Annotated in this window: 19 protein-coding genes and 1 riboswitch; of the genes, 12 read left to right on the top strand and 7 right to left on the bottom strand. The window is 56.3% G+C overall.

Going from position 1 to position 24,916, the window contains the following annotated elements; translation table 11 throughout:
• Nucleotides 1–60: 60 nt before the first annotated feature.
• Nucleotides 61–378, bottom strand: coding sequence for a met regulon transcriptional regulator MetJ (gene metJ, locus BEI65_RS14060; protein WP_012147461.1), 318 nt, complete (start codon nt 376–378; stop codon nt 61–63).
• Between the two features lie 317 nt (nt 379–695).
• Between metJ and metB the strand changes: the two genes are divergently transcribed.
• From metB to metF, 3 genes are all read left to right on the top strand, one after another.
• Entirely contained in the window at nt 696–1,856 is a 1,161-nt protein-coding gene (gene metB / locus BEI65_RS14055) for a cystathionine gamma-synthase (RefSeq protein WP_012147460.1), read from the top strand.
• Between the two features lie 2 nt (nt 1,857–1,858).
• Nucleotides 1,859–4,294, top strand: coding sequence for a bifunctional aspartate kinase/homoserine dehydrogenase II (locus tag BEI65_RS14050; RefSeq protein ID WP_099063871.1), 2,436 nt, complete (start codon nt 1,859–1,861; stop codon nt 4,292–4,294).
• Nucleotides 4,295–4,521: 227 nt separating this feature from the next.
• Nucleotides 4,522–5,418, top strand: a complete 897-nt coding sequence (gene metF / locus BEI65_RS14045) for a methylenetetrahydrofolate reductase (RefSeq protein WP_099063870.1) — start codon at nt 4,522–4,524, stop codon at nt 5,416–5,418.
• 342 nt (nt 5,419–5,760) lie between these two features.
• Here the strand turns inward: metF and ppc are convergent, their stop codons facing one another.
• Nucleotides 5,761–8,397 carry a phosphoenolpyruvate carboxylase gene (gene ppc, locus BEI65_RS14035; RefSeq protein ID WP_099063869.1) on the bottom strand — a complete coding sequence of 879 codons (2,637 nt, stop codon included), beginning with the start codon at nt 8,395–8,397 and terminating at the stop codon, nt 5,761–5,763.
• 258 nt (nt 8,398–8,655) lie between these two features.
• The gene (argE, locus tag BEI65_RS14030; protein WP_198404447.1) at nt 8,656–9,801 is read right to left on the bottom strand and encodes an acetylornithine deacetylase; all 1,146 of its coding nucleotides are present in this window, start codon (nt 9,799–9,801) and stop codon (nt 8,656–8,658) included.
• Nucleotides 9,802–10,017: 216 nt separating this feature from the next.
• Here argE and argC point away from each other — a divergent pair, with 216 nt between their 5' ends.
• The 4 genes from argC to argH all read left to right on the top strand — a co-directional run bounded on the left by argC (nt 10,018) and on the right by argH (nt 14,524).
• A complete protein-coding gene (argC, locus tag BEI65_RS14025; RefSeq protein ID WP_099063867.1) occupies nt 10,018–11,022 on the top strand; it encodes an N-acetyl-gamma-glutamyl-phosphate reductase in 1,005 nt (334 codons plus the stop codon).
• Between the two features lie 29 nt (nt 11,023–11,051).
• The gene (argB, locus tag BEI65_RS14020; protein ID WP_099063866.1) at nt 11,052–11,825 is read left to right on the top strand and encodes an acetylglutamate kinase; all 774 of its coding nucleotides are present in this window, start codon (nt 11,052–11,054) and stop codon (nt 11,823–11,825) included.
• Nucleotides 11,826–11,850: 25 nt separating this feature from the next.
• Entirely contained in the window at nt 11,851–13,071 is a 1,221-nt protein-coding gene (locus BEI65_RS14015; RefSeq protein ID WP_085120003.1) for an argininosuccinate synthase, read from the top strand.
• 79 nt (nt 13,072–13,150) lie between these two features.
• Nucleotides 13,151–14,524: an argininosuccinate lyase gene (gene argH / locus BEI65_RS14010; protein WP_085120002.1), complete on the top strand. Its 1,374-nt coding sequence runs from the start codon at nt 13,151–13,153 to the stop codon at nt 14,522–14,524.
• A 64-nt stretch (nt 14,525–14,588) separates the two neighbouring features.
• Here the strand turns inward: argH and BEI65_RS14005 are convergent, their stop codons facing one another.
• Nucleotides 14,589–16,037: a dihydrolipoyl dehydrogenase gene (locus BEI65_RS14005; protein ID WP_099063865.1), complete on the bottom strand. Its 1,449-nt coding sequence runs from the start codon at nt 16,035–16,037 to the stop codon at nt 14,589–14,591.
• Between the two features lie 77 nt (nt 16,038–16,114).
• Entirely contained in the window at nt 16,115–16,846 is a 732-nt protein-coding gene (locus BEI65_RS14000; protein WP_085120000.1) for a glutathione peroxidase, read from the bottom strand.
• 151 nt (nt 16,847–16,997) lie between these two features.
• On the opposite strand from BEI65_RS14000, the gene oxyR reads away from it, so the two are divergent.
• Nucleotides 16,998–17,915 carry a DNA-binding transcriptional regulator OxyR gene (gene oxyR / locus BEI65_RS13995; RefSeq protein ID WP_099063864.1) on the top strand — a complete coding sequence of 306 codons (918 nt, stop codon included), beginning with the start codon at nt 16,998–17,000 and terminating at the stop codon, nt 17,913–17,915.
• Here the strand turns inward: oxyR and sthA are convergent.
• Nucleotides 17,898–19,295 carry a Si-specific NAD(P)(+) transhydrogenase gene (sthA, locus tag BEI65_RS13990; protein WP_012147448.1) on the bottom strand — a complete coding sequence of 466 codons (1,398 nt, stop codon included), beginning with the start codon at nt 19,293–19,295 and terminating at the stop codon, nt 17,898–17,900. The two genes, oxyR and sthA, sit on opposite strands and share 18 nt — an antisense overlap.
• 215 nt (nt 19,296–19,510) lie before the next feature.
• Here sthA and fabR point away from each other — a divergent pair, with 215 nt between their 5' ends.
• Both fabR and BEI65_RS13980 read left to right on the top strand, forming a co-directional pair.
• Nucleotides 19,511–20,143, top strand: coding sequence for an HTH-type transcriptional repressor FabR (gene fabR / locus BEI65_RS13985; RefSeq protein ID WP_085120094.1), 633 nt, complete (start codon nt 19,511–19,513; stop codon nt 20,141–20,143).
• Between the two features lie 13 nt (nt 20,144–20,156).
• On the top strand, nt 20,157–20,525 hold the full coding sequence (locus BEI65_RS13980) for a YijD family membrane protein (protein ID WP_099063863.1): 369 nt from the start codon (nt 20,157–20,159) through the stop codon (nt 20,523–20,525).
• Between the two features lie 44 nt (nt 20,526–20,569).
• Here the strand turns inward: BEI65_RS13980 and trmA are convergent, their stop codons facing one another.
• The gene (gene trmA, locus BEI65_RS13975; RefSeq protein ID WP_099063862.1) at nt 20,570–21,673 is read right to left on the bottom strand and encodes a tRNA (uridine(54)-C5)-methyltransferase TrmA; all 1,104 of its coding nucleotides are present in this window, start codon (nt 21,671–21,673) and stop codon (nt 20,570–20,572) included.
• Between the two features lie 120 nt (nt 21,674–21,793).
• A riboswitch (cobalamin riboswitch) is annotated at nt 21,794–22,007 on the top strand.
• Nucleotides 22,008–22,074: 67 nt separating this feature from the next.
• On the opposite strand from trmA, the gene btuB reads away from it, so the two are divergent.
• A complete protein-coding gene (gene btuB, locus BEI65_RS13970; protein ID WP_099063861.1) occupies nt 22,075–23,946 on the top strand; it encodes a TonB-dependent vitamin B12 receptor BtuB in 1,872 nt (623 codons plus the stop codon).
• Nucleotides 23,891–24,754 (top strand): glutamate racemase, encoded by an 864-nt coding sequence (gene murI / locus BEI65_RS13965; RefSeq protein ID WP_099063860.1) that lies wholly within the window; start codon nt 23,891–23,893, stop codon nt 24,752–24,754. Before btuB ends, murI begins: the two co-directional genes overlap by 56 nt.
• The last annotated feature ends 162 nt before the right edge of the window (nt 24,755–24,916 follow it).

The following is a 24,916-nucleotide window of genomic DNA, read 5'->3' as shown; positions in this document are numbered from 1 at the left end:
TGAAAAAGGCGCCTTCGGCGCCTTTTTTCGTTTCTACCGTCTGCAGTTGCAGACCGGCGCTTAGTATTCCCAGGTATCGGGATCCACACCCAATTCACGCATCAGCAGTTTCGCGGCTTCCGGGATTTCATCGCTGCGTTCTTTGCGCAGGTCTTCGTCGTTCGGCAGCGGCTGGCCGGTAAAGGCGTGCAGAAATGCTTCGCACAGCAATTCGCTGTTGGTGGCATGGCGCAGGTTATTCACCTGGCGACGCGTCCGTTCATCTGTGAGGATTTTCAGGACCTTCAGCGGAATAGATACCGTGATTTTTTTTACTTGCTCGCTCTTTTTACCGTGTTCAGCGTAAGGGCTGACATACTCGCCGTTCCACTCAGCCATGGGACACCTTAAATTTGTCAGAAAAATTACAAAATTCTAAAAACCGGCCAATTATGCCCGATCTTCACTGTTCTCACTAAATAAATGTCAATTTTACGCGACCAGGGTCACTGAATGCGGACGATCAATAGGCGTCGCCTATGCATTCCGGGTTAACATCGTATCGTCATCTCAAACTGGCATAATTTTAGCGGGTATTAAGGCTTTGCTCAATCTATACGCAAAGAAGTTTAGATGTCCAGATGTATTGACGTCTATCCTCACTGCGATTAATCTTTAGGCCTCATTCATCCGAATCCCGAGAGCCGAGAGACCCTATGACGCGTAAACCAGCCACGATTGCCGTACGTAGCGGCCTGAACGATGACGAACAGTACGGCTGCGTTGTCCCGCCGATCCACCTTTCCAGTACCTATAATTTCACCGACTTCAATCAGCCTCGTGCTCATGACTACTCACGTCGCGGCAACCCGACGCGTGATGTGGTCCAACGGGCGCTGGCAGAACTGGAAGGCGGCGCCGGTGCGGTGATGACCAGCAGCGGGATGTCGGCGATCCACCTGGTGACCACGGTGTTCCTGCAACCCGGGGATCTGCTGGTGGCACCGCATGATTGCTACGGTGGCAGCTATCGTCTGTTCGACAGCCTGAGCAAGCGTGGTGCTTACCGCGTACTCTTTGTCGATCAGGGGAATGAAGAGGCGTTGCAGCAGGCGCTGGCGCAAAAACCCAAGCTGGTGCTGATTGAAAGCCCAAGCAACCCACTGCTGCGCGTGGTAGATATCGCGGCGATTTGCGATGCGGCCCATGCCGTGGGGGCGTTAACGGTGGTGGACAACACCTTCCTCAGCCCGGCGTTACAGCAGCCGATTGGGTTGGGTGCCGATCTGGTGGTGCATTCCTGTACCAAATACCTCAATGGCCATTCCGACGTGGTGGCCGGCGCGGTGATTGCCAAAGATAAAGATCTGGCGGTGGAATTGGCGTGGTGGGCCAATAATATCGGCGTAACCGGCGGCGCGTTCGACAGTTATTTGCTGCTGCGCGGCATGCGTACTCTGTCGCCACGTATCAAGGCGGCGCAACAAAACGCCGATGCGATTGTCAGTTATTTACAGCAGCAACCCTTGGTGAAAAAGCTGTATCATCCTTCTCTGCCACAGAACCCTGGGCACGAGATTGCACGTCGTCAGCAACGCGGCTTTGGCGCGATGCTCAGCTTTGAACTGGACGGTGATGAAGCGCTGCTGCGTCGTTTCCTGTCTGCCCTTGAGCTGTTTACTCTGGCAGAATCCCTGGGCGGCGTAGAAAGCCTGATCTCGCATGCAGCGACCATGACCCACGCAGGTATGGCGGCAGAAGCCCGTGCGGCAGCCGGTATTTCCGAAAGCCTGCTGCGTATCTCCGTGGGTATTGAAGACAGTGAAGATTTGATTGCCGATCTGGAACGAGCCTTCCAGGCGGCGGCAACGAGGTAAGCATGAATGCAATTGCGGTAGCAGGGCCGGTGAGCGGGCGTCAACTGCACAAGTTTGGCGGCAGCAGCCTGGCGGACGTGAAGTGTTATCTGCGGGTGGCCGGGATCATGGCCGAATACAGCCAACCGGGTGACATGATGGTGGTGTCGGCGGCCGGTAGCACCACCAACCAACTGATTAGCTGGCTGAAGCTAAGCCAGAGCGATCGTCTTTCTGCGCATCAGGTTCAGCAGACGCTGCGCCGCTATCACAGCGAATTGATCGGTGGTCTGTTACCGCCGGAAACCGCCGAGCCGCTGATCGCCGAATTTATTCAGGATCTGGAGCGTCTGGCGGTGTTGCTAGATGAAAAACTCGACGATGCCGTGTATGCCGAAGTGGTGGGGCACGGTGAGATCTGGTCGGCGCGGCTGATGGCGGCGGTGCTGAACAAACTGGATATGCAGGCGGCCTGGCTGGATGCGCGCGATTTCCTGCGTGCGGAACGCGCCGCTCAGCCACAAGTGGATGAAGGCCGCTCTTACCCGCTGCTGCAACAGTTGCTGGCTCAGCACCCGGGTAAACGCCTGGTGGTGACCGGCTTTATTTCACGCAACGACGCCGGTGAAACCGTGCTGTTGGGGCGTAACGGCAGTGACTATTCCGCTACCCAGGTCGGTGCGCTGGCCGGTGCGGAACGCGTGACCATTTGGAGCGACGTGGCCGGGGTTTACAGCGCCGATCCACGCAAGGTGAAAGATGCCTGCCTGTTGCCGCTGCTGCGGTTAGATGAGGCCAGTGAACTGGCACGCCTGGCGGCACCGGTGCTGCATACACGCACCCTGCAGCCGGTGTCCGGCAGTGATATCGATCTGCAACTGCGTTGCAGTTATCAGCCGGAACAAGGCTCAACGCGCATCGAGCGCGTGCTGGCCTCCGGCACCGGCGCGAAGATTGTCACCAGCCATGACGACGTGTGTTTGATTGAGCTGAACGTTGCCAGTCAGCATGATTTCAAACTGGCTCAGAAAGAGCTGGATTTGGTGCTTAAGCGCGCGCAGATCAAACCGCTGGCGATCGGCATTCATCCGGACCGTAATCTGGTCCAGCTGTGTTACACCTCGGAAGTGGTGAACAGCGTGCTGCGTACTTTGCAGGACGCGGGGCTGCCAGGTGAGCTGCGACTGCGTGAAGGACTGGCGCTGGTGGCGCTGGTGGGCGCGGGTGTGTGCAAGAACCCACTGCACAGTCACCGCTTCTATCAACAGTTGAAAGACCAGCCGGTCGAGTTTATCTGGCAGGCCGAAGACGGCATCAGCCTGGTGGCGGTGTTGCGTCAGGGGCCAACCGCGTTGCTGATCCAGGGCCTGCACCAGACTCTGTTCCGCGCGGAAAAACGTATTGGCCTGGTGCTGTTCGGCAAAGGCAACATCGGCGCACGCTGGCTGGAGCTGTTTGCCCGCGAGCAGAAAAATATTTCTGCCCGCAGCGGCTTTGAGTTCAGCCTGGCGGGCGTAGTAGACAGCCGCCGTAGCCTGCTGAATTACGACGGGCTGGATGCCAGCCGTGCCCTGGCATTCTTTGAGGACGAAGCGCAGGAGCTGGATGAAGAGTCCTTGTTCCTGTGGATGCGTGCTCATCCGTTCGACGATTTGGTGGTGCTTGACGTGACCGCCAGTGAAGAACTGGCCGAGCAGTATCTGGATTTCGCCAGCTACGGCTTCCATGTGATCAGCGCCAATAAATTGGCGGGGGCATCGTGCAGCGATAATTATCGTCAAATCCGCGATGCCTTCGCCAAAACCGGTCGCCACTGGTTGTATAACGCTACCGTCGGCGCCGGCCTGCCGGTCAACCATACGGTGCGCGATCTGCGCGACAGCGGTGACAGCATTCTGGCGATCAGCGGCATCTTCTCCGGCACGCTTTCCTGGTTGTTCCTGCAGTTCGACGGCACGGTGCCGTTTACCGAACTGGTGGATCAGGCCTGGCAGCAGGGGCTGACCGAACCCGATCCGCGGGTCGATCTCTCCGGCCAGGACGTGATGCGCAAGCTGGTGATCCTGGCGCGCGAGGCGGGCTACGATATTGAACCGAATCAGGTGCGAGTTGAATCGCTGGTGCCTGCGGGTGCCGAGCAGGGTTCTGTCGATCAGTTCTTCGAAAACGGCGATGCGCTGAACCAGCAGATGCTGCAGCGTTTCGAGGCTGCCAGTGAAATGGGGCTGGTGCTGCGCCACGTAGCGCGCTTCGATGCTAATGGTAAAGCGCGTGTCGGCGTGGAAGCGGTTCGGCCTGAACATCCGCTGGCGTCGTTGCTGCCGTGCGATAACGTGTTTGCCATCGAAAGCCGCTGGTACCGCGATAACCCACTGGTGATCCGCGGACCGGGTGCCGGTCGTGACGTCACCGCGGGGGCTATCCAGTCAGACCTTAACCGTTTGGCGCAGCTGCTTTAATTTTCTTGTGGGCGCGGATCTGCCGCGCCCCTCGTTTTTCCTGCCATAATTCTCTTTATCCTGAACATGAAATTCTTTCTCTTAACGGGTGAGGATTAATCATCCTATTACCCTCAGTTTCCTGTTGACTCTTTAGCCAACATACGGCATTTTCTATCTAGACGTCTAAACGTATAGACGCTTATCAAAACAAAGCAAAACAGTGATCGATAAGAGGCGGACAGGGTATGAGTTTTTTTCACGCAAACCAGCGGGAAGCGCTGAATCAGAGTCTGGCAGAGTTAAACGGCCAGATTAACGTATCATTCGAGTTCTTCCCGCCGCGCACCAGCGAGATGGAAGACACCCTGTGGCAGTCCATTGATCGTTTGAGCAGCCTGAAACCAAAATTTGTCTCTGTGACCTATGGCGCCAACTCTGGCGAGCGCGATCGCACCCACAGCATCATCAAAGGGATTAAGGAGCGTACCGGCCTGGAAGCGGCACCGCACCTGACCTGTATCGATGCCAGCCCGGCTCAGCTACGTGAGATTGCCACCGATTACTGGAACAGTGGTATCCGTCATATCGTGGCGCTGCGTGGCGACCTGCCGCCGGGCGGTGGCAAGCCTGAGATGTATGCCACCGATCTGGTGACGCTGCTGAAAGACGTCGGTGATTTCGACATCTCGGTGGCGGCCTACCCTGAAGTGCATCCGGAAGCCAAAAGCCCGCAGGCGGATCTGATCAACCTGAAGCGTAAAATCGATGCCGGTGCCAACCGCGCGATTACCCAGTTCTTCTTTGATGTAGAAAGTTACCTGCGTTTTCGTGACCGCTGCGTGGCGACGGGTATCGACGTGGAGATCGTACCGGGCATTCTGCCGGTGTCCAACTTCAAGCAGTTGCAGCGTTTCGCCACCATGACCAACGTGCGCGTGCCGAGCTGGATGACCAGCATGTTTGAAGGGCTGGATGACGATGCCGAAACCCGCAAAATGGTCGGCGCCAATATCGCGATGGACATGGTGAAAATCCTTAGCCGCGAAGGGGTGAAGGATTTCCACTTCTATACCCTGAACCGCGCCGAAATGAGTTACGCGATTTGCCACACGCTGGGTGTGCGTCCGGCGGCCGTGGCCTGAAGAAAATGCCGGTCAGTGCAAACTGACTGGCAGGGTTATTTGCCGATGATGGGTTAAACATCTGGCACCAGTGTTGATGAGCGAGCGCGAGCAACGCAGATCAGAATCGAGCGGTTGGCGGCACGTTCTTCATCACTTAAAACATCATCCCGATGGTCTGCTTCACCCGCCAATACAACGAACGTGGTTCGCCCATCGTCAGCTGTTCGCCTATCTGCATACGTTCGAGAATTACCCCGAAGTTGACGGCAACCGGCGGCTACGGCTGAGTGCCTTATAACCCATCAGCGACGGAAAAAAAACGGCCCCTGTGAACAGGAGCCGTTTTTTACAACGCTCAACCTAGCCGGTGTTACGCATCCCGGCGGCAACGCCGGCAATGGTCACCATCAGCGCCTGCTCAACGCGGGCATCCGGGTGTTCCTGCTGGCGTGAGCGGTGCAGCAGTTCGGCCTGCAGCACGTTCAGCGGATCGGTATACACGTTACGCAGCGCGATGGATTCGGCGATCCACGGCAGGTCTTCCATCAGGTGCGCGTCATTGGCAATGGTCAGTACCACCTTAATGTCGCTTGCCAACTGGTCGCGCAACTGCTGGCCCAGTGGCCACAGTGATTTGTCGACCAGGCGCTGATCGTAGTATTCCGCCAGCCACAGGTCGGCTTTGGCGAACACCATTTCCAGCATCGCAATACGGGTGGAGAAGAATGGCCAGTCGCGGCACATGGCTTCCAGTTGATCCTGTTTGCCTGCTTTCACCGCTTCCTGCAAACCGGCACCGGCGCCCAGCCAGGCCGGCAACATCAGGCGGTTCTGTGTCCAGGCGAAGATCCACGGAATGGCACGCAGGCTTTCTACACCGCCGTTTGGCTTACGTTTGGCGGGGCGTGAACCCAGCGGCAACTTGCCCAGCTCCAGTTCCGGCGTTGCGGCGCGGAAATACGGCACGAAGTCCGGATTTTCACGCACGTAGCCACGGTACATTTTGCATGAGGTGTCTGACAGGTCATCCATCAGCGCGCGCCACTCTTTTTTCGGTTCTGGCGGCGGCAACAGGTTGGCTTCCAGGATCGCACCGGTGTACAGCGCTAGGCTGCTGATGGTGACTTCCGGCAGGCCAAATTTGAAGCGGATCATCTCGCCCTGTTCGGTGACACGCAGGCCCCCTTTCAGGCTGCCCGGCGGTTGCGACAGCAGTGCCGCATGTGCCGGAGCACCGCCACGGCCAATCGAGCCGCCGCGGCCATGGAACAGGGTCAGCGCCACTCCGGCTTTTTCACAGGTTTTGATCAGTGCGTCTTGCGCGCGGTACTGCGCCCAGGAGGCCGCCATCACCCCGGCGTCTTTTGCCGAGTCAGAATAGCCAATCATCACCATCTGTTTGCCCTGGATAAAGCCGCGATACCAGTCAATATTCAGCAACTGGGTCATCACGTCATCGGCGTTATTCAGGTCGTCGAGGGTTTCGAACAGCGGGGCCACCGGCAGCGCGAACGGGCAACCGGCTTCTTTCAGCAGCAGATGGACCGCCAGGACGTCAGAAGGTGTGCGTGCCATGGATATCACATAGGCGGCAATTGAGCCTTCCGGCGCTTCGGCGATCACCCGGCAGGTTTCCAGCACTTCCTGGGTATCGGCACTCGGTTCCCATTTCAGCGGCACCAGCGGGCGTTTGGAGTTCAGTTCGCGGATCAGGAATGCCTGTTTGTCGGCTTCCGACCAGCTTTCGTAGTCACCCAGGCCCAGATAACGGGTCAGTTCGGCGATGGCTTCGGTGTGACGGGTGCTTTCCTGACGCACGTCGATACGTACCAGCGGCACGCCAAAGCAGCGCACGCGACGCAGGGTATCCAACAGCTGACCATTGGCGATGATGCTCATGCCACAGGCCTGCAGCGACTGATAACAGGCGAACAGCGGTTCCCACAGCTGATCGTTTTTCACCAGCAGGTCGTGTGGCTTCAGGACGCGCTCGCCTTTCAGGCGGCCTTCCAGATAAGCCTGAGAGCTCATCAACTGGCTGCGCAGTTGCTTCATGATCTCGCGGTACGGTTCTTGCACCTCGTCGCCACCGGCCCGTGCGCGCAGTTCCGGGGTACATTCGGTCATCGACAGCTCGGACACCAGCACCTGAATATCGCGGGTGAACAGATCGCAGGCCTTCCAGCGGCTCAGCAGCAGCACGTGGCGGGTAATTTCAGCCGTCACGTTTGGGTTGCCGTCACGGTCACCGCCCATCCAGGAGGTGAAACGTACCGGCACCGCTTCTGCGGGCAGGCTGTAATCGATGGAGTTTTCCAGTTGTTCGTTGAATTCGCGCAGGAAGGCCGGGACCCCTTCCCACAGGCTGTTTTCCACCACCGCAAAGCCCCACTTGGCTTCGTCGATCGGTGACGGGCGGTTTTTGCGGATCTCGTCGGTGTGCCACGACTGCGCCACTAATTGACGCAGGCGGCGCATGATCTTGTTGCGCTCGTAGTCGGCCAGATCGTTATGGTCGAGTTGGCTGAGGCAGGTGTTGACCTCAACCAGCTTGTGGATCAGGGTGCGGCGGGTGATTTCCGTCGGGTGCGCGGTCAGCACCAGCTCGATGGAAAGCTGCGACACGGCATTTTGCAGTTCTTTGGTGCTGAGCTTTTTGTCTTTTAGCCGGGTGAACAACTGCGCCAGCGCTTCCGGGTTGCTGGCGGCTTCACCATTAGGTGAAATGCTGTGGTACTGCTCAGCGGTATTGGTCAGATTGAGAAACTGGCTGAAGGCGCGTGCGACCGGCAACAACTCGTCGTTGGACAGGTTTTGCAAGGTGGAAAGCAGCTCCTGACGATGCGCTTCGTTACCTGCACGTGAAGATTTGGAAAGCTTACGGATAGTTTCAACGCGATCGAGAATATGCTCGCCCAGCGCTTCTTTGATGGTATCGCCGAGCAATTTGCCGAGCATACTGACATTACTTCGCATTGCCGAATATTGTTCGTTCATATAACCCCTGACCCAATTCTGTATGATTTTTATCTTGTAAGTAAATTTCACGTGTCAGGCCAACAGCGCCTGTTTCATCTCGCCACGTTCCTGTCCAATGGTCAATTGACACTATTTTTAGCAAAAAAACATCAAAATCGGCGCATTTTCTGAAATTTAATTACGGCACGCCGGTTATCAGTCTGGCTTATTTCATTGGTTTTCTACGCCTTAAGAGGTAGGAGGATGATAAATCATTAACCCTACCTTGTATCCGGTTTATTGGCGACAGAAGTGGCTGACCAATTGACTCAGCAGCTTGCGTGTCGGTTCGATAAAGCCGGTATCGATGTATTCATCCGGCTGATGTGCCTGGTCGATAGAGCCGGGGCCCAACACCAGCGTTGGACAGACCTGCTGGACGAACGGGGCTTCGGTGCAGTAATTGACCACCTGCGTGCGGGTGCCCAACAGTTTCTCAATCACGGCCACCATCTGGTGATCGGTCGGGCACTCGTAACCCGGCACCGAAGCATGCAGTTCCTCAATGCTCAAGCGGCCCGGCCAGCGCTGGCTGACCGGCTCCAGCGTTTGGTGCATCAGTTCATTGATGTTGTCGAGCGTCATGCCCGGCAACGGACGGATATCCAGATGCAACTCGCAGCAGGCGCAAATGCGGTTGGCTGCGTCGCCACCGCTGATATGACCGAAGTTCATGGTCGGGTAGGGCACGGCAAAGGCCGGGTTGTTAAAGCGCTCTTGCAGCGTTTTGCGCAGCTCCATCAGGCGGCTGATGGTTTCATGCATCAGGTCGATAGCGTTCACGCCACGCGCCGGGTCGCTCGAGTGACCTGATTGGCCGACGATGCGGATGGCGTTGGCCATGTGACCCTTGTGCGCGCGTACCGGCTGCAGCGAGGTTGGCTCACCGATAATGGCAAAGTCCGGACGGATACTGGTCGAGGCGGCGAAATAACGTGCACCGGCCATCGTCGTTTCTTCATCTGCGGTTGCCAGAATGTACAACGGCTTGGTCAGCTTGCTGGCGTCGATGTCGCGCACGGCATCCAGAATAAAGGCAAAGAAGCCTTTCATGTCGGCAGTACCCAGACCGTACAGCTTATTGTCGTGTTCGGTCAGGGTGAAGGGATCGCGCGTCCAGCGCCCTTCATCATAAGGTACGGTATCGGTGTGACCTGCCAACAGCAGGCCACCGCTGCCTTCGCCAATACTGGCCAGCAGGTTAAATTTGTTACGGCTGTCCGGCACCGGTTGCACGTCGACGCTAAAACCCAAATCGGCGAACCAGCCGGCCAGCAAGTTGATTAATGCTTCATTACTCTGATCGAGGGCGCCATCGGTGGCGCTGATCGACGGAGTGGCGATCAACGCCCGGTACAGCTCAATAAATGGAGGTAATTTCATCTTCACTGTTGACAGCCTTTGGTTAGGTTGGTATCAATATTCATGCAGTTATTGTGAATAAAAATACAGTAAGCTGGAGCGTAAGGGAACCCGATTCCCGGATGATTATAAAAACATCAACGCTCGACCTCGTGGGTGAACGGCAAAACAACGCTGGTGAGCCTGGAAACCTGAGTCGAATACGACCCAACGCAAGTCAAGAAGGTGAAAGGCCCCATGTTGAATACGCTGATTGTCGGTGCCAGCGGTTATGCCGGAGCAGAGCTCACGGCGTACCTTAATCGTCACCCACACATGAACATAACCGCTTTAGCGGTTTCAGCGCAAAGTGCAGATGCAGGAAAATTGCTTTCCGATTTGCACCCCCAGTTAAAAGGTATCGTCGATCTGCCGTTACAACCGCTGGTTGACGTTGCCAAAGCCGCGGTGGGCATCGACGTGGTGTTTCTGGCCACGGCGCATGAGGTCAGCCACGACATCGCGCCGGCGTTTCTGGCCGCAGGTTGCGTGGTGTTCGATCTCTCTGGCGCGTTCCGCGTAAAAGATACCGCCTTCTATAGCCAATACTACGGTTTTGAACATCAGCATGCTGACCTGCTGGAGCAGGCGGTGTATGGTCTGGCGGAGTGGCAGAGCGACAAAATCAAACAGGCACAATTGATCGCCGTACCGGGTTGTTATCCGACGGCGGCGCAGTTGGCGCTAAAACCGCTGATCGATCAAGACTTGCTGAACCTGGATCAGTGGCCGGTGATCAACGCGACCAGCGGCGTGAGCGGTGCGGGCCGTAAGGCCAGCGTTAACACCAGTTTTTGCGAGGTGAGCCTGCAGCCGTACGGTATTTTCAACCACCGTCACCATCCGGAAATCGTCGCGCATCTGGGCGTGCCGGTCATCTTTACGCCACATTTGGGTAACTTCCCGCGTGGTATTCTCGAAACCATTACCTGTCGCCTGAAAGCCGGTGTGACCGCACAGGATGTGGCCGCCGTTTACCACGCCGCCTATGACGACAAACCGCTGGTACGGCTGTATGACCAGGGCGTACCAGCATTGAAGTCAGTCGTCGGGCTGCCGTTCTGTGATATCGGCTTTGCCGTACAGGGCGAACACCTGATCGCGGTGGCGGCGGAAGACAACCTGTTGAAAGGCGCAGCCGCTCAGGCGGTGCAATGCCTGAATATCCGTTTTGGGTTCCCGGAAACCCAGTCATTACTTTAATAAATCACCAGCGTGGGATGTAAACAGCGATGAACCCGTTAATTATCAAATTAGGTGGCGTGTTATTAGACAGTGAAGAGGCGCTGGAGCGTCTGTTTACCGCACTGGACAGCTACCGTCAGCAGCATCAGCGCCCGTTGGTGATCGTTCACGGCGGCGGTTGCGTGGTGGATGAGCTGATGAAAAAGCTTTCCCTGCCAGTGGTGAAGAAGAATGGCCTGCGTGTGACGCCGGCCGATCAGATCGACATTATCACCGGCGCGCTGGCCGGCACTGCCAACAAAACCTTGCTGGCGTGGGCCATCAAGCATCAGATTAATGCGGTCGGCCTGAGCCTGGCAGACGGTGGCAGCGTCACCGTCACCCCGCTGGATCCGGCGCTGGGCCACGTGGGCAATGCGCAACCGGGCTCCCCGCTGCTGCTCAATACCCTGCTGGCTGCCGGTTACCTGCCGGTGATCAGCTCTATCGGCATTACCGCCGATGGGCAGTTAATGAATGTGAACGCCGATCAGGCGGCGACGGCCCTGGCCGCCACGCTGGGTGCGGATTTGATCCTGCTGTCGGATGTCAGTGGCATCCTCGACGGGAAAGGACAACGCATCGCAGAAATGACGGCGCAAAAAGCAGAACAACTGATTGCTCAGGGCATCATCACTGATGGTATGGTGGTGAAGGTGAATGCGGCGCTCGATGCAGCCCGTACCCTCGGTCGCCCGGTAGATATCGCCAGTTGGCGCCATGCCGATCAGCTTCCTGCTCTGTTTAACGGCGTGTCAATTGGCACCCGGATCCTCGCTTAAATTTAGAATTAAAAAGGAAAAGACCATGCAAAACCAAGGCATCAAAAAAATCGTTCTGGCGTACTCTGGCGGTCTGGATACTTCGGCCATCATTCCCTGGCTGAAAGAAAACTACGGCGGCTGCGAAGTGGTGGCGTTCGTCGCGGATATCGGCCAGGAGCGCAGCGATCTGGAAGGTGTGGAGCAAAAAGCCCTGCAATCCGGTGCCTCTGAGTGTCACGTGGTTGATCTGCGTGAAGAATTCATCCGTGACTATGTTTACCCAGTGCTGCAGACCGGCGCCTTGTATGAAGGCAGCTACCTGCTGGGCACCTCAATGGCGCGCCCGATTATCGCTAAAGCGCAGGTTGAACTGGCGCTGAAAGTCGGCGCTGACGCGGTGTGCCACGGCGCAACCGGTAAAGGTAACGACCAGGTGCGTTTCGAAACCACCTATACCGCGCTGGCCCCACACCTGAAAGTGGTTGCCCCTTGGCGTGAGTGGGACCTGCGTTCCCGTGAAGCGCTGTTGGACTACCTGAAAGAACGCAACATCCCGACCACCGCATCGCTGGAAAAAATCTACAGCCGTGACGAGAATGCCTGGCATATCTCTACCGAAGGTGGCGTGCTGGAAAGCCCGTGGAATGCACCGAACAAAGACTGCTGGGTTTGGACTGTTGACCCACAGGAAGCGCCGGATCAGCCTGAGCAAGTGACCATCACCGTAGCAAAAGGCTGCGTAGTGGCGGTTAACGGTGAAGCACTGAGCCCGTACAAATGTCTGGAAACCCTGAACGTGCTGGGTGCCAAGCATGGCGTGGGCCGTATCGACATCGTGGAAAACCGTCTGGTGGGCATCAAATCCCGTGGTTGCTACGAAACCCCGGGCGGGACCATCATGGTGGCGGCACTGCGTGGCGTTGAGCAACTGGTACTGGATCGCGACAGCTTCAAATGGCGCGAGCAGCTGGGTCTGGAAATGTCTTACGTGGTGTACGATGGCCGCTGGTTTGCTCCACTGCGTCGTTCACTGCAGGCCTCTGCCGAAGCGCTGGCCGAAGAAGTTAACGGTGAAGTGGTGCTGCAGCTGTATAAAGGCCAGGTGACGGCGATTCAGAAGAAATCCGCCAACAGCCTGTATTCCGAAGAGTTCGCGACCTTCGGCGAAGACGAAGTTTACGATCACAGCCACGCGGGCGGTTTTATCCGTCTGTTCTCACTCTCTTCACGCATTCGCGCGCTGAACGAGATAAAGAACAAGTAACTTATTAATCATTCGGCGTGACTTGATAGGGGCGCAGCGTGCTGCGCCCCTATTCGCATAAAATTTCAGGAGTAAAGGTATGGCACTTTGGGGCGGACGGTTCAGTCAGGCGGCAGATCAGCGGTTCAAACAATTAAACGATTCTCTGCGCTTTGATTATCGCCTGGCGGAACAGGACATCGTGGGTTCCGTGGCCTGGTCGAAAGCGCTGGTCACCGTCAACGTATTGACGGCAACCGAGCAGCAGCAGCTTGAGCAGGCGTTGAACGGGCTGTTGGCGGAAGTGCAGGCCGATCCGCAGGCGATTGTCAGCAGCGATGCAGAAGATATTCACAGCTGGGTGGAGCAGAAGCTGATCGACAAAGTCGGTGATCTGGGCAAAAAGCTGCACACCGGGCGTAGCCGTAACGATCAGGTCGCGACCGATCTGAAATTGTGGTGCAAACAGCAGATCGGCGAACTGCATCAGGCGATTGTGCAACTGCAACTGGCACTGGTGGAAACCGCCGAAGCCAACCAAGACGCGGTGATGCCGGGCTATACTCACCTGCAGCGCGCGCAGCCGGTAACCTTTGCCCACTGGTGTTTGGCCTATGTGGAAATGCTGGCGCGCGACGAAAGCCGCCTGCAGGACACGCTGAAGCGCCTGGACGTCAGCCCGTTGGGCAGCGGTGCGCTGGCCGGTACCGCCTATCCGATTGATCGTGAACAACTGGCCGGTTGGCTGGGTTTTGCCTCCGCCACTCGCAACAGTCTGGACAGCGTTTCCGACCGTGACCACGTGCTGGAGTTGCTATCCAATGCCTCCATCAGCATGGTGCACTTGTCGCGCTTTGCCGAAGACCTGATCTTCTTCAACAGCGGCGAAGCAGCCTTTGTCGATCTGTCTGACCGCGTGACCTCCGGCTCCTCGCTGATGCCGCAAAAGAAAAACCCGGATGCGCTGGAGCTGATCCGCGGTAAGTGTGGCCGCGTGCAGGGCGCATTGACCGGCATGATGATGACGTTGAAAGGCCTGCCGTTGGCTTACAACAAAGACATGCAGGAAGACAAGGAAGGGCTGTTTGACGCGCTCGATACCTGGATGGACTGCCTGCAGATGGCGGCCCTGGTGCTGGATGGTATTCAGGTGAAACGTCCGCGCTGTAAAGAAGCGGCGGAGCAGGGTTACGCCAACTCGACAGAACTGGCGGACTATCTGGTCGCCAAAGGCGTGCCGTTCCGTGAGGCGCACCATATTGTCGGTGAAGCGGTGGTGGAAGCCATCCGTCAGGGCAAGGCGCTGGAAGCCCTGCCGTTGACTGATTTGCAGAAGTTCAGTGCGATCATTGGCGACGATGTGTACCCGATTCTGGCGCTGCAATCTTGCCTGGATAAGCGCTCAGCCAAAGGCGGCGTTTCTCCTCAGCAGGTCGCCAGCGCGATCGCCGCAGCGAAACAGCGCTTGGCTTAACCAGGTTACTCAGTATAAAGGGCGCAGTTCATATGCAGAACTGTGCCCTTTGTTTTTGGAAGGATTACTCGCCCGGGCAGCGCTGGCAGCGTTCCGCCTCGGCCTCGCCCAGTTTGAGCCTGGCTTGCAGATCGCGCAGCGCGGTGCGCAGGCCTTCTTCGATGACCGGATGGTAGAACGGCATGTCCAGCATCTGGTTGATGGTCATTTGTTGTTGGTGTGCCCAGGCCAGCAGGTGGGCGATATGCTCAACGTCCGGCCCCATCATCTCTGCGCCGAGAAAACGCCCGGTGCCTTGTTCGCCGTAGACGTGCAGGATGCCCTTATTGCGCAACATTACGCGCGAGCGCCCCTGATTCTCGAACGACACCTCACCGATTTCAAAACAGCCGCAGGCGCTGAATTTCTCGCTCAATTCGCGGAAGGTGGAGCCGACCATGGCGATCTGCGGATCGGAAAATACTACCGAGATCGCGCTGCGGCGCAGGCCCGGCGTGACTTCCGGGAAGCTGCCGGCATTGGTCCCGGCAATACGTGCCTGATCGCTGGCTTCGTGCAACAACGGCAGTTGGTTGCTGGCATCGCCGGCGATAAAGATGTGTGGCAAGCTGGTTTGCATCGTCAGACGATCGGCCTGGGGTACGCCCCGGGTATCGAGTTGCAGGCCGGTATTCTCCAGGCCCAGATTATCGACGTTCGGGCGGCGACCGGTAGCGGCCAGTACGTAATCCACCATGATCTCCTGCGGCTTGCCGTGTAAATCCTGATAGCGGATAAATACTTTGTCGCCTTCGCGCTGCATCATCTCGACTTTCACATCGGCATCAAGATAGAACTCTTCGCCCAGGGCTTTGGCCGCGTAATTGCGCACCGTGCTGTCGGTCAAGGGGCCGACGGCGCCGCCAACGCCAAACACTTTGGTCTCGACCCCGAGACGATGCAGCGCCTGACCCAGTTCCAGACCAATCACACCTGGCCCGAACACCGCCACGGACTGTGGTAAATCATCCCAGTTGAAGACGTCGTCATTGACGATCAGTCGGTCACCCAGCGCATTCCACGCTGCCGGCCAGCTTGGACGGGAACCCGTGGCGATAACGATCCGCTGCGCCACGATGCGCGTATGCTCATCCACCTGCAGGGTGTTGTCGTCGAGAAAGCGGGCGTAGCCGCTAATTTTGTCGCCGGCAGGGATCTGGTCGACGCCTTCCAACACAAAGCCGACGAAGCGGTCGCGTTCATGTTTGACGCGCTCCATCACTTCACGACCGTTAATGGTGGTTTTGCCTGCGGGATACACGCCAAAGCCCGGCGCACGTTCGATTTGATGCACCGCTTCGGCGGCGGCGATCAGTAATTTGGATGGCATGCAGCCAACGCGTGCACAGGTGGTGCCGTAGGCTCCGCCCTCAATCATCACCACGCTGGGGGTCGAAAGCTTGGCGGCGCGATAGGCACCCAGACCGGCGGTGCCGCCGCCGATAACCGCGACGTCAACATTCAACTGTTTCATATCCGCTCCTGAAAGCTAAAAAAAGGGCGGGCCGGAGCCCGCCAAAAGTTCACGTTGGCTTTGTTATTACTTATTAATCAGGCTGACAGGAAAGTTTCCAGGTCATCGCTACCGCCAATATGACGGCCACCGATGAACACTTGCGGTACCGTGGCGCGACCGCTGACGGCGCGCAGGCTGACGGTTGTCGCGTCCTGACCCAGTACGATTTCCTCATACTGAATGCCGCGCTCCTGCAACATTTGTTTGGCTTTGGCGCAGAACGGGCAACCCGGCTTGGTAAACAGCGAAACCGACTCCTGCACTTTGAATTCCGGCGCCAGGTATTTCAGCATGGTGTCGGCATCCGACACTTCAAACGGGTCACCTGGCTTGTTCGGTTCGACGAACATTTTTTCCACTACGCCGTTACGCACCAGCATCGAATAACGCCATGACCGTGGGCCAAAGCCCAGATCGGCTTTCTCGACCAGCATGTTCATGCCTTTGGTGAACTCACCGTTGCCGTCCGGCACGAAGGTGATGTTCTCAGCGTGTTGATCGGCTTTCCAGGCGTTCATCACGAAGGTGTCGTTCACCGAGACGCACAGGATGCTGTCAACGCCGTGCTGTTTGAATACGCTGGACAGCTCGTTGTAGCGCGGTAAATGGCTGGAAGAGCAGGTTGGGGTGAACGCACCCGGCAGCGAAAATACGATGACGGTTTTATCTTTAAACAGATCCTGGGTAGTGACATCGATCCATTGGTCACCCTGACGAGTATGGAAGGTCACCTGAGGAATTTTTTTGCCTTCTTGGCTGGTAAACATGAATTAACCCCTTAATTAGGAAAAATAAATTTTTGCTATCAGCGTTGTGCCGCTTTGTTGGGACACATTATTGCCGCCGGGGCTTGATAGATCTAATCGCTCGTTGCTATCTTATCTATCGCCATGAGCTATCGTGGTCTGGAGGGAAACAATGAATATTCGTGATTTAGAGTACCTGGTCGCCTTGGCCGAGCACCGGCATTTCCGCCGTGCCGCCGATTCATGCCATGTTAGCCAACCCACGCTCAGTGGGCAGATCCGCAAGCTGGAAGACGAACTGGGTGTGATGTTGCTCGAACGTACCAGCCGCAAGGTGTTATTCACCCAGGCAGGTCTGCTGCTGGTGGAACAGGCGCGTACCGTGCTGCGCGAAGTCAAAGTTCTGAAAGAGATGGCCAGCCAGCAGGGTGAAGCCATGTCCGGGCCGCTGCATATCGGCCTGATCCCGACCGTCGGACCTTATTTGCTGCCGCAGATCATTCCTACGCTGCACAAAACCTTTCCCAAGCTGGAAATGTACCTGCATGAAGCGCAAACCCAACAGCTGCTGGCGCAACTCGACAGCGGCAAACTGGACTGCGCGATCCTGGCCCTGGTGAAGGAAACGGAAGCCTTTATTGAAGTCCCGCTGTTTGATGAACCCATGAAGCTGGCGGTGTACTCCGATCACCCATGGTCGCAGCGCGACCGCGTGGCAATGCCGGATTTGGCAGGGGAAAAGCTGTTGATGCTGGAAGACGGCCACTGCTTGCGCGATCAGGCGATGGGCTTTTGCTTCCAGGCCGGGGCTGACGAGGATACCCATTTCCGGGCAACCAGTCTGGAAACGCTGCGTAACATGGTAGCGGCAGGCAGCGGTATTACGCTGTTGCCTTCATTGGCGGTACCGCCACAGCGTGAGCGTGACGGCGTTTGCTATCTCGAGTGTTATAAACCCGAACCCAAGCGCACCATTGCGCTGGTGTACCGCCCCGGCTCTCCATTGCGCAGTCGTTATGAGCAATTGGCCGAGGCGATCCGCGAGCACATGCAAAACTACCTGGGTACCAAGTTAAAACAGGCGGTTTAAGCCGTTCAGCGCAGCCACCCGGTAGGCTTCGGCCATGGTCGGATAGTTGAAGGTCGTATTAACGAAATACTCGATAGTATTGCCTTCACCTTTCTGCTCCATGATCGCCTGACCGATGTGGATGATCTCCGCCGCACGCTCACCGAAGCAATGGATCCCGAGGATCTGCAGGGTGTCGCGATGGAACAGGATCTTCAGGCTGCCGACATTCATCCCGGCAATCTGCGCACGGGCCAGATGTTTGAACTGAGCGCGGCCCACTTCATACGGCACCTTCATCGCCGTCAGTTCCTGCTCGGTTTTACCGACGGAGCTGATTTCCGGAATGGTGTAGATACCGGTCGGGATGTCTTCAATCAGATGTCCGCTGGCTTCACCGGAGGCAATCGCCTGCGCGGCAATACGGCCCTGATCGTAAGCGGCAGATGCCAGGCTCGGATAACCAATCACGTCACCCACGGCATAAATGTGCGACAGCGCAGTCTGGTACATGCTGTTCACTTTCAGCAGGCCACGGCTGTCTGACTCCAGACCGACGTTCTCCAGCCCCAGTGAGTCGGTGTTACCGGTACGGCCGTTGGCATACAGCAGGCAGTCTGCTTTCACTTTCTTGCCGGACTTCAGGTGAACAATCACGCCGTCGTCGGTGCCTTCGATCTTCTCGAACTCTTCGTTGTGACGGATCACCACGCCGTTGTTCCAGAAGTGGTAAGACAGCGAGTCCGACATTTCCTGATCGAGGAACGCCAGCAGGCGGTCGCGGGTGTTGATCAGATCGACCTTCACGTTCAGACCACGGAAGATAGACGCATACTCACAGCCGATGACCCCGGCGCCGTAAATGATTACGTGGCGCGGCTCGTGGTTTAATTCGAGAATGGAATCGCTGTTATAAATGCGCGGATGGTTAAAGTCGACGCTCGACGGGTTGTAAGGGCGTGAGCCGCAGGCGATGACGATATGATCGGCGCGGATGGTGTCCTGGGTGCCGTCCATATAACTGACGCTGACGGTGTTGGCGTCAATAAAGCGCGCATCGCCGGCGAACAGCTTGCATTGGTTACGCTCATAGAATCCCTGGCGCATCCGGGTTTGCTGGTTAATCACGTTATCGGCGTGGCGTAAAATATCAGGGAATGTCGCGCTGAGCGTGCGTGAATTGTTATAAAGCGGGTTCTGGTTGAATTCGATAATGCGGCTAACGGCGTGGCGGAGGGCTTTGGACGGGATGGTACCCCAGTGGGTACATCCGCCGCCTACGTTATTGTACCGTTCGATAACGGCCACGCGGGCGCCCTGTTTCACCAACCCCATAGCGGCACCTTCACCACCAGGGCCCGAGCCAATAACTATGGCATCAAATTGATAGTGCTGTTGCATAGGGGAGAGACCTGTCTTATACAAAATTACAACGGTATCTTAACATCATAGCGCTGAGTGCCCAATCACCATTAGGCTTTTTGAGGCAAAGCACAAATGGTGCAGGCGGAAACTGTGACAGGACGCGTTTGTATAAATGCTGTTGCAATAAAATTTGCTATATTGCCGGGTCTACGGCGTTAGACTGACAAAATGGATCTTATCTGGATATGCATATGGGCGTCAGAGCACAACAAAAAGAACGGACTCGTCGTTCCCTCATTGAGGCGGCCTTCAGCCAGCTAAGCGCCGAACGCAGCTTTGCCAGCCTGAGCCTGCGTGAAGTCTCGCGTGAAGCGGGCATCGCACCGACGTCATTTTACCGTCACTTTCGTGACGTGGATGAGCTGGGATTAACCATGGTTGATGAAAGCGGCCTGATGCTGCGTCAACTGATGCGCCAGGCACGCCAGCGTATTGCCAAGGGCGGCAGCGTGATCCGCACCTCGGTCTCCACCTTTATGGAGTTTATCGGTAACAATCCCAACGCCTTCCGTCTGTTGCTGCGTGAACGCTCCGGCACCTCGTCGGCCTTCCGTGCGGCGGTGGCGCGTGAGATCCAACATTTTATCGCCGAACTGGCAGATTACCTCGAGCTGGAAAACCATATGCCGCGCAGTTTCACCGAGGCGCAGGCGGAAGCCATGGTGACCATCGTGTTTAGTGCCGGTGCTGAAGCGCTGGACATCGATATCGAACAGCGGCGTCGGCTTGAGGAACGTTTAGTGCTGCAACTGCGGATGATTTCCAAGGGTGCTTATTATTGGTATCGCCGCCAACAAGAAAAAGCTTCTGTATCCCACGTATAAAAGGTAGAAAGCGATGGAAAAACCAAGCCGTGAGAATGGCACCTTACTGCTGGCGTTGATTGCCGGCCTGTCGATCAACGGTTCGTTCGCCGCGCTGTTCAGCTCGGTGGTGCCGTTTTCGATTTTCCCTATCCTGACTTTGGTGTTGGCGGTTTACTGTCTGCACCAGCGTTATTTGCACCGTGCGATGCCGGACGGCATGCCCAAACTGGCCGCCGCGAGTTTCCTGCTGGGGGTGTTGTTGTACAGTGCGATCGTCCGGGCCGAATACCCGCAGATTGGCTCTAACTTCCTGCCGGCGATCATTTCCGTGGCGTTGGTGTTCTGGATTGGTATCAAGCTGAAGGCGCGCAAGGCGCTGGATGAGAATACGCCGGCCTGATGGGCGTAAAGCAGGGGCGCAGCAATAATGGCGCCCCTGTCAGATTAAACGCGTTTTTCCAACAGTACGCCGCATTCCATATGATGGGTGTACGGGAACTGGTCAAACAGCGCCAGGCGGCTGACCCGATGGGTTTCCTGCAAGGTTTCCAGATTGGCGCACAGCGTTTCCGGGTTGCATGAGATATACAAAATACGCGGGTAGGCCTGCACCATTTTCACCGTTTCATCATCCAGCCCACTGCGTGGCGGATCGACAAAGATGGTTTCGCAGTTATAACTGCTCAAGTCGATACCTTTCAACCGATTAAACTCGCGGACTCCGTTCATCGCCTGAGTAAAGTCTTCCGCTGCCATGCGGATAATCTGCACGTTATCGATATGGTTGGCGGCAATGTTGTATTGCGCCGCCGCGACCGAAGGTTTGGCGATTTCGGTCGCCAGTACCCGCTCGAAGTTACGTGCCAGTGCCAACGAGAAGTTACCGTTGCCGCAATACAGCTCCAGCAGATCGCCTTTGGAACCGGCTGTCGCGTCCAGCGCCCATTCCAGCATCTGTATGTTCAGCGCCGCATTCGGCTGGGTGAAGCTGTTTTCCACCTGACGGTAGATCATGTCGCGGCCGGCGACCGGCAGCACTTCGTCGACGTAATCCTGATCCAACATGATTTTCATTTTCGACGCACGGCCAATCAGCTGCAGGTCAAAGCCCTGTGCGCGCAGATCATCACGCAGCTTTTCTGCCTGCTGCTGCCAGGCGTCGTCCAGCTTGCGGTGATACAGCAGTGAGGCGATGATTTTGCCGCTGCGGGTCGACAGGTAGTCAATCTGGAACAGTTTGCGGCGTAGAACAGGCTCTGGCTTGATGGCGGCGATCAGTGCACTCATCAGACGGTTAATCAATTCGCTGGCGGCGGGGAACTGATCGACACGGATGCGCTGCTTGGTCTGTTGATCAAACATGATGTGGTACATCTCGTCTTCATCATGCCAGATGCGGAATTCGGCGCGCATGCGGTAGTGGCTGACAGGCGAGCGGAACACTTCCGGCTCGGGTGCCGTGAACGGTGACATCAGCGTCTTCAGCCGGGCAGTTTTCTCCGCCAGTTGGTCATCGTAACGTTCAATAGGCAAATTCTCGGGCGTCATGTTTCTTCTCGTCAGGCAAATTTGATCAGCGGGGATTGTAGGGAATCAGCCCGTGAAGTCCAGTTTTGTCGTGTTTATTATTTGTAACATTGGTAGCAGTCTAGACATCTATTTACATTGATCGTAGCATTGTCATCCGGCCTCAAGCAGCGAGTGAAAAGGGAATCCGGTTTGAATCCGGAGCTGACGCGCAGCGGTAAGGGGAAGTCACGGCGATAGCGTTTTACGCAGACACTGTCCATTGCAGGATGGGAAGTCATCGCCCGGTGCAGGTAGCTCACAGGCTGCCCGCAACTCCCAAGCCCGAAGACCTGCCGGTGTTACGTCGCAATGTCCGTGGCCGTCGCGAAATACCGGCCATGATCCTGCGGCATCCACCAATTAAGTTTGGATGCTTTTTCATGACAATTACAAAAAATACACTGCTGGCGGTGGTTTCTTCCATCACGGCTTTTTCTGGATGGGCGCAAGACAACACCACAGCCAATAACAGCGATGATCTGGTGGTTTCCGCCAACCGCTTTCCACAGCCGGTTTCTTCCGTACTGGCACCCACCTCTGTCGTCACCCGCAATGATATCGACCGCTGGCAGGCAAAAAGCCTGACCGACGTGATGCGCCGCCTGCCGGGGGTAGATGTCGGGCAGAATGGTGGCCTGGGACAAAAAAGCTCGCTGTTTATCCGCGGTACCAACTCCAGCCATGTCCTGGTGTTGATCGACGGTATTCGCCTTAACCAGGCCGGCATCAGTGGTTCTTCTGACCTTAGCCAGATCCCGATTTCGCTGGTGCAGAAAGTCGAATATATTCGCGGACCGCGTTCGGCTGTCTATGGTTCCGATGCCATCGGTGGCGTGGTGAACATTATTACCACCCGTGAAAAGAACGGCACTACGCTTTCTGCCGGTGTGGGTTCAAACGGCTATCAGGCCTATGACGCCTCCACTCAGCAACAGTTGGGCGACAGCACGGTGGCGACGCTCGCCGGTAACTATACCTATACCAAAGGCTATGATGTAGTGGCTTACGGCAGTACCGGTATGCAGAGCCAGCAGGATCGCGATGGCTACATGAGTAAAGCGCTGTACGGCGCCGTTGACCATCAGTTCAATGAGGCCATTAGCGGCTTTGTGCGTGGTTATGGTTATGACAACCGTACGGCTTACGATGCTTATTATTCCTCCCCGACCAGCCCACTGGTAGATACTCGCAAGCTGTACAGCCAGACCTGGGATACCGGCCTGCGTTATAAAGAAGGTATCTACGCGACACAACTGATTGGTAGCTATAGCCATAGCAAGGATTATGATTACGATCCTCGACTGGGTATGCATGACAGTTCGGCAAGTTTGGTGGATTCAGAGCAATACAACCTGCAGTGGGGGAATACCCTGCAGTTGGGCCAGGGGACGGTCAGCTCAGGGGTTGATTGGCAACACCAGGAGATCAAGCCGAACTCCACTACGGTCAACGGTGAGAAAAGTCAGCGTAACGCCGGTATCTATCTGACCGCACAGCAGTTGGTTGGCCCAGTAACCCTGGAAGGGGCGGTGCGTGGTGACGATCATTCTGAATTCGGCTGGCATGGCACCTGGCAAACCAGCGCGGGCTGGGAGTTTGTCGAAGGGTATCGCTTTATTGCTTCCTATGGCACGGCGTTTAAAGCCCCAAATATGGGCCAGCTGTATGGCAACTTTGGTAATAATACCGATTTGAAGCCGGAAGAAAGTAAACAGTGGGAAGGCGGTTTTGAAGGTTTGACAGGTCCAGTGACCTGGCGCGTTTCCGGCTACCGTAACGATATTGATAACCTGATTGATTCCACTGGGGAGACCAATTACGTTTATTACAATATCGGCAAGGCTACTATTAAAGGTATAGAAGCCACGGCCTCGTTTGATACCGGGCCATTAACCCACCACATCGGCTACGACTATGTCGACCCACGCAATGCCAAAACCAACGAAGTGCTGCTGCGTCGCGCCAAACAGCAAGTGAAGTATGAGCTGGACTGGCAGGTCTATGATTTTGACTGGGCGGTCACCTATCAATACCTGGGGGAGCGCTATGACAAAGACTACAGCACCTACCCCGAGCAAAGCGTCAAACTCGGCGGCGTCAGCCTGTGGGATCTCGCAGTTTCGTATCCGGTCACATCTCATCTGACAGTTCGTGGTAGAATCGCCAACCTGTTTGATAAAGATTATGAGACGGCTTATGGCTACGCTACTCCAGGAAGAGAATACTACCTCACTGGAAGCTATACCTTCTAACACCACCGCGAAGGCCCGTCCGACGGTACTGGTATTTGACTCCGGCGTCGGCGGGTTATCGGTGTATCAAGAGGTTCGGCAACTGCTGCCGGACCTCCACTATATATACGCCTTCGATAATGTGGCGTTTCCCTACGGCGAGAAATCCGAAGAGTTTATTGTTGAGCGCGTGCTGGAGATTGTCAGCGCGGTGCAACAGCGCCATCCTCTGGCGATAGTCATCATCGCTTGTAACACCGCCAGTACCGTATCCCTGCCGGCTTTGCGCGAACGCTTTACCTTCCCGGTCGTCGGCGTGGTGCCTGCCATCAAACCTGCTGCCCGTCTGACCGCCAATGGCGTCGTCGGCCTGTTGGCTACCCGTGGTACCGTACAGCGCACCTATACCCATGAGTTGATTGCCCGCTTCGCTACCGATTGCAAGATCGAACTATTGGGCTCTTCAGAGCTGGTGGAACTGGCAGAAGCCAAGTTGCACGGTGACGTCGTACCGCTGGCGACGCTGAAGAAAATCCTGCAGCCATGGCTGAGCATGCGCGAACCGCCGGATACTGTCGTACTCGGTTGTACCCACTTCCCTCTATTAGCAGAAGAGTTAATGCAGGTGTTGCCTGAGGGAACCCGGCTGATCGATTCCGGCGCGGCGATTGCCCGTCGTACCGCCTGGCTGATTTCAACGCAGGAAAATCTTGTGTCGACTCAGGAAGACAATTTGGCGTATTGCATGGCGTTAAATGAAGACACTGATGCTTTATTGCCCGTTCTGCAGGGATATGGCTTTAAATCGTTGAAAAAACTGCCTGTTTAAGGCTGTTTTGGTTAAACATTCAACGGTCGGAAAAAATATTGAAATTAGGGGTTGCGGCGTTCTGAGAACTCCCTATAATGCGCCTCCACTGACCGGGAACAACGACTCCTCTAACGAGAACCAGTCGCCCAGCCAGGAAGAAGCAAGCCGGTGAAAACACCG

The organism is Serratia sp. BW106 (assembly GCF_002607755.1).
Classification (GTDB): domain Bacteria; phylum Pseudomonadota; class Gammaproteobacteria; order Enterobacterales; family Enterobacteriaceae; genus Serratia; species Serratia proteamaculans.
Note: the sequence above shows the minus strand (reverse complement) of the source record. Positions and strands in the feature narration are given on the sequence as shown.